This window comes from Stenotrophomonas sp. UBA7606 (assembly GCF_002477705.1).
Taxonomy (GTDB): domain Bacteria; phylum Pseudomonadota; class Gammaproteobacteria; order Xanthomonadales; family Xanthomonadaceae; genus Stenotrophomonas.
In genome coordinates this window covers 1-9,424 of record NZ_DLJW01000080.1, presented here as the reverse complement: position 1 = coordinate 9,424, position 9,424 = coordinate 1, and the positions used below count along the sequence as shown (strand labels likewise).

The 9,424-nt window shown below is 66.3% G+C and carries 10 protein-coding genes; 5 read left to right on the top strand and 5 right to left on the bottom strand.

Going from position 1 to position 9,424, the window contains the following annotated elements:
• The first annotated feature begins 38 nt into the window (after positions 1-38).
• Together B2527_RS10365 and B2527_RS10360 are read left to right on the top strand one after the other, a co-directional pair.
• A complete protein-coding gene (locus B2527_RS10365) occupies positions 39-1,013 on the top strand; it encodes an FAD:protein FMN transferase (protein ID WP_293711606.1) in 975 nt (324 codons plus the stop codon).
• The gene (locus tag B2527_RS10360) at positions 1,010-2,620 is read left to right on the top strand and encodes a sulfite reductase subunit alpha (RefSeq protein WP_293711603.1); all 1,611 of its coding nucleotides are present in this window, start codon (positions 1,010-1,012) and stop codon (positions 2,618-2,620) included. Before B2527_RS10365 ends, B2527_RS10360 begins: the two co-directional genes overlap by 4 nt.
• 137 nt (positions 2,621-2,757) lie before the next feature.
• On the opposite strand, the gene B2527_RS10355 is transcribed toward B2527_RS10360, so the two are convergent.
• Together B2527_RS10355 and B2527_RS10350 are read right to left on the bottom strand one after the other, a co-directional pair.
• Positions 2,758-3,348 (bottom strand): HutD family protein, encoded by a 591-nt coding sequence (locus tag B2527_RS10355; protein WP_293711600.1) that lies wholly within the window; start codon positions 3,346-3,348, stop codon positions 2,758-2,760.
• 147 nt (positions 3,349-3,495) lie between these two features.
• Entirely contained in the window at positions 3,496-5,328 is a 1,833-nt protein-coding gene (locus B2527_RS10350) for a 3-hydroxybutyrate oligomer hydrolase family protein (RefSeq protein WP_293711598.1), read from the bottom strand.
• A 114-nt stretch (positions 5,329-5,442) separates the two neighbouring features.
• On the opposite strand from B2527_RS10350, the gene B2527_RS10345 reads away from it, so the two are divergent.
• The gene (locus B2527_RS10345) at positions 5,443-6,240 is read left to right on the top strand and encodes a 3-hydroxybutyrate dehydrogenase (RefSeq protein ID WP_293711597.1); all 798 of its coding nucleotides are present in this window, start codon (positions 5,443-5,445) and stop codon (positions 6,238-6,240) included.
• A 111-nt stretch (positions 6,241-6,351) separates the two neighbouring features.
• Positions 6,352-7,014, top strand: a complete 663-nt coding sequence (locus tag B2527_RS10340; protein WP_293711608.1) for a response regulator transcription factor — start codon at positions 6,352-6,354, stop codon at positions 7,012-7,014.
• 120 nt (positions 7,015-7,134) lie between these two features.
• Here B2527_RS10340 and B2527_RS10335 read toward each other — a convergent pair whose 3' ends face one another.
• The 3 genes from B2527_RS10335 to B2527_RS10325 are packed head-to-tail and all read right to left on the bottom strand — an operon-like array spanning position 7,135 to position 8,863.
• The gene (locus tag B2527_RS10335) at positions 7,135-7,566 is read right to left on the bottom strand and encodes a DUF6691 family protein (protein WP_293711595.1); all 432 of its coding nucleotides are present in this window, start codon (positions 7,564-7,566) and stop codon (positions 7,135-7,137) included.
• Entirely contained in the window at positions 7,563-7,976 is a 414-nt protein-coding gene (locus tag B2527_RS10330; protein ID WP_293711593.1) for a YeeE/YedE family protein, read from the bottom strand. Before B2527_RS10330 ends, B2527_RS10335 begins: the two co-directional genes overlap by 4 nt.
• Entirely contained in the window at positions 7,973-8,863 is an 891-nt protein-coding gene (locus B2527_RS10325) for an MBL fold metallo-hydrolase (protein ID WP_293711591.1), read from the bottom strand. Before B2527_RS10325 ends, B2527_RS10330 begins: the two co-directional genes overlap by 4 nt.
• A gap of 82 nt (positions 8,864-8,945) precedes the next feature.
• On the opposite strand from B2527_RS10325, the gene B2527_RS10320 reads away from it, so the two are divergent.
• The gene (locus tag B2527_RS10320) at positions 8,946-9,305 is read left to right on the top strand and encodes an ArsR/SmtB family transcription factor (protein WP_293711589.1); all 360 of its coding nucleotides are present in this window, start codon (positions 8,946-8,948) and stop codon (positions 9,303-9,305) included.
• Positions 9,306-9,424: the final 119 nt, after the last annotated feature.

Here is a 9,424-nt window from a genome sequence, read left to right as displayed (position 1 = left end):
CAACCTACTGAGAGATCACACCTAGCCGATCATTTTCGATGTCCTCCAACTCCGACATCGCCGCCCTCGGCGGCCACACCATGGGCACCAGCTGGAGCGTCAAGCTGGTCGCTGCGCGCAGCCGTGACCTGCACCCGCTGCATGCAGGCATCCAGGCCGAACTCGACCGCGTGGTCGCGCAGATGAGCACCTGGGAATCGGATTCGGACATCAGCCGCTACAACCGCGCCGCCGCCAACAGCTGGCAGGCACTGCCCGATGACTTCTGGAACGTACTCAGTACCGCGCGCGACATCGCCGAGTGCAGCGCTGGCGCCTTTGATCCCAGCATTGGGCCCTTGGTCGCCCTGTGGGGCTTTGGTGCCGATGCCGGTGCACGGACGGTGCCCGATCCGGCGCGCCTGGCCGAAGTCGCCGCACGCTGCGGCTGGCGCAAGCTGCAGCTCGACCCGCAGACGCAAAGCGCGCTACAACCCGGCGGCCTGCAACTGGATCTATCTGCCATCGCCAAGGGCTACGGCGTGGATCTGGTCAGCGCTTGGCTGCGCCGTATCGGCATCAGCGCCGCGCTGGTCGAGGTCGGCGGCGAACTGCATGGCTACGGCCTGAAACCCGATGGACAGCCCTGGCGCGTACTGGTCGAGTCCGCACCGGAAGAAGACGCCGGCGCCGAGTACCCACCGCGCGTACTGGCGCTCGATGGTCTGGCGGTTGCCACCTCCGGCGACCGCTGGCATCACTTCGAGCGCGATGGCGTGTCCTACAGCCACACCCTGGACCCACGCAGTCACGCCCCGGTCAATCGCGCTGCCGCGGCGGTCACGGTCATTGCCCGCGACGCCATGCGCGCCGATGCCTGGGCCACCGCGCTCACCGTGATGGGTGCCGAAGAAGGCCTGGCCTTTGCCAATGACCACGACTTGGCTGCACGCTTCATCACCCGCAGCAGCAATGGCCTTGTCGAAACCATGACGCCCGCCTTCCAGCGTTACCTGGACGCCAGCACGCAATGAACCCCAATCGTTCCCCCCGCGACCTGCTCGGCAATCTCGCTGTTGGCCTCGGCCTGCTGCTGATCGCGCTATTGCTGCTGCGCCTGCATCTGGGCGAACGCTGGTGGCCGGCTGCGCCATTGGCATCGCAGTGGTGGATGGCGCTGGCAGCACTGGTGGTCTATGCCGCAGCCTGCTTCGCGCTGTGGTGGTGTACCCGCCAACGCGACGACGACAACGGCGACAGCAATGAACCGCCGATCCTGGTGGCGTGGTCCAGCCAGACCGGCTTTGCCCAACAATTGGCACAGCGCACCGCCGCGCATCTGCGCGCTGCCGGGCACAAGACCCGCCTGCGCGCCATCGACCAGGTTGATGCTGCGCTGCTCTCCAGCAGTCGCCAGGCCCTGTTTGTCGCCGCCACCACCGGTGAAGGGGATCCGCCGGATCATGCGCTCGCCTTCCTGAGCCAGGTGATGCCAACGCCGTTGCAGCTTCCACAGCTGCAGTACGCGGTGCTGGCACTGGGCGACAAGACCTACGAGCACTACTGCGCGTTCGGCCATCAACTCGACGAGTGGCTGCGCACACACGGCGCGCAACCGCTGTTCGATACGGTGGAAGTGGACAATGCCGATGCCGACGCACTGCGCCATTGGCAGCAACTGCTGGGCCAACTTGGCGGGGAAGCCAGCCATGCCAGCGATTGGAGCGCACCGGCCTATCAACCCTGGCTGCTGCGCCAACGTGAAGTACTCAACCCCGGCAGCATCGGCGGCAAGGTTTTCCACCTGCAACTGCAGCCCACCACGGGCACCCTGCCGGCCTGGCAGGCCGGCGACATCGCCGAGATCGGCCCACGCCAATCCGCCGATGCGGTGATGCAGTGGCTGCAGGCAAACCGGTTCGATGCCGCAACCGTGCTGGCCGATGGCCGCACGCTGGCGGACGCCCTCGCCCGCTCCTATCTGCCGGATGGCGCCGACAATCACGATGCCAATACGTTGGCAGCCAGCCTCAAACCCCTGCCCCATCGCGAATACTCGATTGCGTCAATGCCTGGCGAAGGCAGCCTGCAACTGATGCTGCGCCGGCAATTGCGCCCGGATGGCACACCCGGCCTGGCCAGCGGCTGGCTCTGCGACTACACGCAGATCGGCGACAGCATTGATCTGCGCCTGCGCAGCAACAGCAATTTCCACCCACCGGCCAACGACACTCCGCTGATCCTGATCGGCAACGGCACCGGCATCGCAGGCCTGCGCGCCCACCTGCGCGCACGCATCGATGCAGGGGCACACCGCAACTGGCTGCTGTTCGGCGAACGCAATGCCGCCCACGATTTCCATTTCGGTGCCGAGCTGCAGCGATGGCAGCGCGAAGGCGGCATCGAGCGACTCGACACTGTTTTCAGCCGCGATGACGGCCAGTTCCACTATGTGCAGGACGCACTGGCCGCACACAGCGATGTGCTGCGGCAGTGGCTGGACGACGGCGCCACCCTCCTGGTCTGCGGCAGCCTGCAAGGCATGGCCCCGGCAGTGGACAAGGTCATCATCGATGCGATTGGTGCCGATGCGCACCAAGCGTTGCGTATCGCAGGGCGTTATCGCCGCGACGTGTACTGATCGCAACAACGCTTCACCTGTAGTGCCGAGCCATGCTCGGCAAGGGCCTTACAAGCAATCCCAAACGTAGTGCCGAGCCATGCTCGGCAGAAGCTTTCCCGGCAATGCCCCCTGCCGAGCATGGCTCGGCACTACATTTACGCCGCTGGCGTCAGCCGTATCGCCAGCAACTCGCCGCCGCCACTGAGCGTGTAGCGTTGCCGCTCGCCAGCCCCCAACCACGCGGTATCGCCTGCCGACATCGCCGGCAACACGCCACCCTCGAACTCGGCCTGCCCAGCCAATAGATGGATCGCCCATGCCGCCTGCGGCTCGGTGAAGAACAGCATGTTGCCGACCAAGGGCCGATGCAGCAGCTCGGCTTGCAGCGCCTCACGTCGCCACATCAGGTTGAAGTCCTGGGTCACGCCATCGACCAGTTCACCCACCAGCTCCGCCTCGCCAGCGAAGCGCAGCCGCTGATACGGCGGCAGCAAGGTCTCGCAGCGACCATCTGCAAAGCGCAGGCGCAGGCCTTCGCCCTGCAGCAACACCAGCTCACGTTCTACCCCGAGGAAGGCAGAGAAGGCCGCATCCTGTTCGATCTCGGCGATGGACAGGCGCAGCTGCCAGTCGCCCTGTTCGGGCAGGCGCAGGATTTCGCGGGTCCAGCCCAGGCCGTTGCGCCAACGCTCGCGCTGGTAGAGGGCCGAGGGAATGACGCGGGAAGGGGAGTTCAAGGTGTGCATCGGGCAATGATGCCATCAGTGGCTTTTGATCGGGCTCTCGTAGGAGCGGCGTAAGCCGCCAAGCCACAGATCCAACAGCAAAGAGCTAAAAGCCAACCCCTCCCCAGCCCTCCCCTTTGCTGCGCAAAAGGGAGGGGGTAGAAGCTTTTACTTCGGCATTGCCAGGTTCTCCGCCGTCAGCGGCTTGCCCGCACGCGGCGTGGTTGCGATCACCGCATCAGCCGGCAAGGCCGTGCCCTTGTCCAGGCGTGCCTGCACCCGGTCCAGCGCTTCATACACATACGGCAACAGCGGCAGGTAGCGCGAACCATAGTCCGGCAGGCCTAGGAAACCATCGAAGTGCTGCACGTTCTGCACCTTCCAATAGCTCACCTCGCGCCCGGCAGCCTTGGCCGCCGCTGCATACGGCGCGCTGCTGAAAGCCGGCGGAATCAGGCCGTCATCAGCGCCGTGCACCACCATCACCGGCAGGCCCTTGCGCGGCAAACCCGCATGGGTGGCCTGGATGCCGGCCTGCACACGCTTGGCGTCTTCCCCCTGCCCGTCCCACAGACCCCGCAGGCACTTCAGGCCGGCATAGCCCAGGTCCGGCAAGGCGACCTTGCTGTCGAGCAGGCCAACGCTGGCGCCCGGCGGAATGCCGCTGCCATCGGAGATCCACGCCGCACGCTCGACTGCGGTCGCGGCGCGCGGCGAGAAGTCCGGGTTCTGTGCGGCAAAGTTGAAACCGCAGGGATGCTCGCCCACGCCATAACGACCGTAGGCCGAGGCATAGGTCGCAGCAATCGCACGCCACAGATCGAAGCCGGTGGACAAGGCACCCGCACGCAGTGATGCATCGGTCCAGCCCTTGCTCAGCATCAGGTCGTAAGCCGATTTGGCCTGCGCAGCCAGGGTCGCGCCGCTGATCACGCCTTCAGCAGCCAAGGTGGCGCAGCGCACGGCCGCACCGGCCTGCAGCGCCGCCGTCATCGGCGGCTGCGGCAGGTTGCTCATGTGCAGCTGCGCGCACGGCATCAACAGCGCCGCCTCGGTGGTGTAGTCGTACAACGCCCGTGCGCCGGGGGCGCTGGAATAGACGCTGGGCTCACCCGCCACCACCGCGTCCAGCCAATCGCCTTCCAGCTCGGCCGCACGCAGCACCGCGCCGCCACCATTGGAAATGCCAACGGCGATGATGCGGGTATTGTCGAACGTAAACGGTGCCGCCTGCGGATAGGCCTGCTCCAGCGCCAGCAGCGCAAATTCGGCGGCCTGTTTCACGTGCCGGCCCCAATCGGCCTCCGGGTTGTCCTTGGAATGCGCGTGCTTGAACGCAACACCCGCGGCATTGACCGGTGCATCCGGCACAAAGGCCAGATCATCGACGTCGCCCAGGGCACCGACGGTACCATTGGCGCGCACGCCCATCTGCGCGTCCAGATCGTAGTAATCGCTGCCCGCGCCCTTGTCGGTATAGACCACCGCACAGCCCTTGGGCAGGCCCCAGGCCGCGGCGACCGAGACCGCGCCATAGATGCCGCGCGAGCCCGATGCCGGGGCCACCAGCACGCAGCGCTTGGCGGTATCGAAGTTGTCCGGCACCTGCGCCAGCACGCGGTGCGGTTGCTTGGCACCGGGCAGACGCGCGAACGCCGAGTACTCGCGGCCGGGCACGCTCTGCAGACTGCCGAACAGCTCGCCATAACCGCCACCCGGTGCCAGGTCCGCAATGCCGCGCCAGCTGCCCCACATCGCCCGGCGGCGCAGTTCGTCCACAGTCGGTGCAGTGGCGTCGGCAAATGCCGGGGGCGCCATGCTGCGCAGGCCGGCCAGGCCCAGCCCGGCGGTGAGCAGGTCATCGCTGCCGCGATGCTCGCTGCGGAGTTCGTTGCTGAACATGGAAGGCTCCACGGACTTGGAAGCTGGGCCGCTGGCACAGGAGGCCAGGCTCAGTCCGACGAAAAGGCCGCAGGCGGCGCGCAGTAAGGATTGGCTCATGCACGCACCGTAGCAGAGCAGCGGCACCGCTCTCATCGTACTTAAGTACCACACGTTTTTAGCGTTGCGGCTGCTACGTTTGCCAGCCTCCCCCCATCACATCCGGAGTCCCCCATGGACCGCTTCCTGCAAGGCCGCACCGCCCTGGTGACCGGCAGTACCTCGGGCATCGGCCTGGCCATCGCCCAGGCACTGGCCAGCGCCGGCGCGCGGGTGGCAATCAATGGCCTGGGCACGCCCGAGCAGATCGAGGCCGCGCTCAAGAGCGTGGCCGACGCCGGCATCGACACCCGCCACTTCGATGCCGACCTGCGCAAGCCCGACCAGATCGCGCACATGCTCGAGGCCGTGCAGGCCTGGGGCAACATCGACATCCTGGTGAACTGCGCCGGTATCCAGCACGCCGCGCCCTTGGCCGAGCAGCCGCCGCAGAAGTGGGATGACATCATCGCCATCAATCTCAGCGCCGCCTTCCACACCATGCAGCACGCCCTGCCCGGCATGGCCGAGCGTGGCTATGGCCGGGTGGTCAACATCGCCTCGGTGCACGGCCTGGTGGCGTCCAAGAACAAGGCGCCGTACGTGGCCAGCAAGTTCGGCATCGTCGGCCTGAGCAAGGTCGCAGCGCTGGAATATGCCGCCGCCGGCAGCCGCGACAGCGGCGGCGTCACCGTCAACTGCGTCTGCCCGGGCTGGGTGGAAACGCCGTTGATCGAGCCGCAGATCCAGGCCCATCGCAATGGCGGCAGCCGCGACGACGGCGTGCGCGCCCTGCTGGAGGAAAAGCAGCCGAGCCTGCGCATGTCGCTGCCCGAGGACATCGGCGCGATGGTGGTATGGCTGTGCCGCCGCGAGTCGCACAACCTCACCGGTGCGGCGATGCCGATGGACGGTGGTTGGACCGCGCAGTAAGCGGCGGATTGCCAAGGGAAGCAGGCAATGGCTGAAAACCACGGCATACTGGCCAAGCCGCCGGTGGCACAGACACCGGCGGCAGCTTCCTTTCCGCCTGTCAGTACCGCCATGCCCAGCCTGTTGATCGCCGACGACCATCCCCTGTTCCGCGCCGCGCTGCGGCAGGCGGCCAGTGAGGCCATGAGTGATCTGCAGGTGCGCGAAGCCGAATCGCTGGATGGCGTGCTGGCGGCACTGGATGCGGCACCGGACACCGACCTGATCCTGCTCGACCTGCATATGCCGGGCAATCACGGCCTGGCCGGATTGGCCGCGATCCGTGCCCAGCACCCGGGCGTGGCGGTGATCGTGGTCTCGGCCAACGATGACCCGCGCGTGGTACGCCGCGCCCTGGACCACGGCGCCGCCGGTTACCTGCCCAAAAGTTCGGGCTTGAACGAGCTGCGCGAGGCCATCCGCAGCGTCATGGCCTGCGAGCAGTGGTTGCCAGCCTCGCTGCGTGCCTCGGTCTCACGCGCGCAATCCTCCAGCCACGACAGCGAGCTGGCCGCACGTCTGGCCAGCCTGTCGCCACAGCAGTTCCGGGTACTGGCACTGGTTGCCGAAGGCCTGCTCAACAAGCAGATCGCCGACCGCCTGGACGTGCAGGAACGCACGGTCAAGGCCCATCTGTCGGCGATCTTCGAACGCCTGGGCGTGCGCAACCGCACCCAGGCCAGCGTGGTACTGCGCGAGCTGGAACTGAGCGACCCCGCCCGCCAGGCCCTGTAGGAGCGGCGTCAGCCGCGAAGCTGACATCGCTTCCGACAGCGAAACCAAAGCAATCAGGAATGAGTGGGATTGGGTTCTGCGAGATCTGGCAGTCCGCCAGCCTCGCGGCCGACGCCGCACCTACGGGCTGCTGCTGCGACTCACCACGTTGTGCAGCAACATACCCACCAGCATCGCCGGCACAAACCACAATGCCTCCGGCGACAGCACGCCCAGCCCAACCAGTGCCGGGCCCGGGCAGTAGCCGGCCAAGCCCCAGCCAATCCCGAACAGGGCCGCACCCGTCAGCAGGCGCGCATCGATGCTGCGCACGTCCGACAAGTGGAAGCGCTGCGCGAATACCGGTGCCGGTCGCCGCAATACAAACCGGAACAGCAGCATCGTCGTCATCACCGCGCCGCCAAGTACAAACAGCAGCGCCGGATTGAAGTCGCCAAACACATCCAGGAAACCGAGGATGCGCTGCGGATCGGTCATGCCCGATACCGCCAGCCCCAGTCCGAACAAGGCACCGGCAAGCAATGCTGCAAAGGGAATACGCCAACTACTCATGCCACGTGCCTCACGATATAGGTGGTGGCAATGGCGGTGACCATGAAGGTCATCACCGCTGCCAGCGAGCGCAGCGACAGCCGCCCCAGCCCGCACACGCCATGGCCGCTGGTGCAGCCATTGCCCAGCCGCGTGCCGATGCCGACCAGCAGCCCGGCAACAACCAGCAGCACCGGCGGAAAGCCTTGTCGCGGCGTATAGGCACCCGGCACCAGCCACAACCAGGCGGCACCGGCCGCAATCAGGCCGACCAGAAATGCCGCACGCCAGGCGACTTCGCCCTGCCGCGGCTGCAGCACACCACCGACGATGCCGCTGATACCGGCAATGCGCCCGCTCAGCCACAACAGCAGCGTCGCCGCCAGCCCGATCAATACCCCCCCGGCCAGCGCGCTGATCCAGGTATTCATTGCTCGCCCCCCATCTGATCCAGCGGCAGGCGCAGGTAGCGCACGCCATTGGCATCGGGCTCGGGCAGACGGCCGCCGCGGATGTTGACCTGCAGTGCCGGCAGGATCAGCTTGGGCACAGGCAGGCTGGCATCACGCTGCTGCCGCATCTGCACGAAGGCGGCCTCGCCGGTGCCGCCTTTCAGGTGCACGTTGTGCTGCTTCTGCTCGTCGATGCTGGTCTGCGCCTGCGCTGCGCGGCGGTCGCCGGGGTAGTCGTGGCAGAGGTAGATACGGGTGGGTTGCGGCAAGGCCAGGATCTTCTGGATGGAGCCGAACAAGCGGTGCGCATCGCCCCCCGGGAAGTCGCAGCGCGCGGTGCCGGTATCGGCGGCAAACACGGTGTCGCCAATGAAGGCGGCATCGCCGATCACATAGGTCAGGCTGTCATCGGTGTGGCCCGGGGTGGCGATCACCCGCCCTTCCAGCCCACCAATGTTGAAGGTATCGCCATCGGCAAACAGGCGGTCGAACTGGCTGCCATCGGCGATGAACTCGTCACCCAGGCCGAACAAGGCCTTGAAGCGCTGCTGCACCGCGACGATGCCCTGGCCAATGGCCACCGGCACCTTCAAGGTGTCGGCCAGATAGCCCGCCGCACTGAGATGATCGGCATGGGCATGGGTCTCCAGGATCCAGGCCACGGTCAGCAGCTTGCCCTGCACGAAGTGCAACAGCGCATCGGCCGAGGCGGTGCTGGTACGCGCGGCGGCAGCGTCGTAATCCAGCACCGGATCGATGATGGCCGCCATGCCGCCGTCGTGGTCGTAGACGACGTAGCTCAGTGTACCGGTGTCCTTGTCATGGAAGGCCTGCACCTGCGGCGCGGCGGTGTGCGAATTGGTCATGAGGAAGTCCTCGGCTTTTAATTTAGATTTTTCTAAATTAAACTAGCGCCATCCAAAGTACAAGCCTGGACCTGAAGCCGCGATGCACATGCAGGACATGGATATCGAACAGATGCAGGCGCATGCCGAACAGGCTGCGCAGCTGCTCAAATCCCTCGCCCACCCGGCGCGCCTGCGGGTGCTGTGCCGGCTGGTAGAAGGCGAGGCATCGGTGGGCGAACTGCAGGCCCAGGTCGGGCTGTCGATGTCGGCACTGTCACAACACCTGGCGGTGATGCGCAACGGCGGGCTGGTCAACACCCGCCGTGAAGCCCAGACCATCTTCTACACCCTGGCCGACAGCCCCGCGTTGGGAGTGATGCAGGCCTTGCATGCGGCGTATTGCGGTGGAGCGGGGATTGGGGAGTCGGGATTAGTGATTGGGAAGCGCGCGAGCCGTTGATATCTGTAGCCCGGGTAAGCGCAGCGCACCCGAGGCTTTCCGCAAAGAGCCCCGGGTGCGCTGCGCTTACCCGGGCTACAAACTACAAGCGGCCACGCTTTCCCAATTCCCAATTCCCA

Excerpts from the sequence above, each read along its gene's own strand:
- B2527_RS10365 (WP_293711606.1), top strand. The coding sequence starts at position 39 with ATGTCCTCCAACTCCGACATCGCCGCCCTCGGCGGCCACACCATGGGC.
- B2527_RS10360 (WP_293711603.1), top strand. The coding sequence starts at position 1,010 with ATGAACCCCAATCGTTCCCCCCGCGACCTGCTCGGCAATCTCGCTGTT.
- B2527_RS10355 (WP_293711600.1), bottom strand. The coding sequence starts at position 3,348 with ATGCACACCTTGAACTCCCCTTCCCGCGTCATTCCCTCGGCCCTCTAC.
- B2527_RS10350 (WP_293711598.1), bottom strand. The coding sequence starts at position 5,328 with ATGAGCCAATCCTTACTGCGCGCCGCCTGCGGCCTTTTCGTCGGACTG.
- B2527_RS10345 (WP_293711597.1), top strand. The coding sequence starts at position 5,443 with ATGGACCGCTTCCTGCAAGGCCGCACCGCCCTGGTGACCGGCAGTACC.
- B2527_RS10340 (WP_293711608.1), top strand. The coding sequence starts at position 6,352 with ATGCCCAGCCTGTTGATCGCCGACGACCATCCCCTGTTCCGCGCCGCG.
- B2527_RS10335 (WP_293711595.1), bottom strand. The coding sequence starts at position 7,566 with ATGAGTAGTTGGCGTATTCCCTTTGCAGCATTGCTTGCCGGTGCCTTG.
- B2527_RS10330 (WP_293711593.1), bottom strand. The coding sequence starts at position 7,976 with ATGAATACCTGGATCAGCGCGCTGGCCGGGGGGGTATTGATCGGGCTG.
- B2527_RS10325 (WP_293711591.1), bottom strand. The coding sequence starts at position 8,863 with ATGACCAATTCGCACACCGCCGCGCCGCAGGTGCAGGCCTTCCATGAC.
- B2527_RS10320 (WP_293711589.1), top strand. The coding sequence starts at position 8,946 with ATGCACATGCAGGACATGGATATCGAACAGATGCAGGCGCATGCCGAA.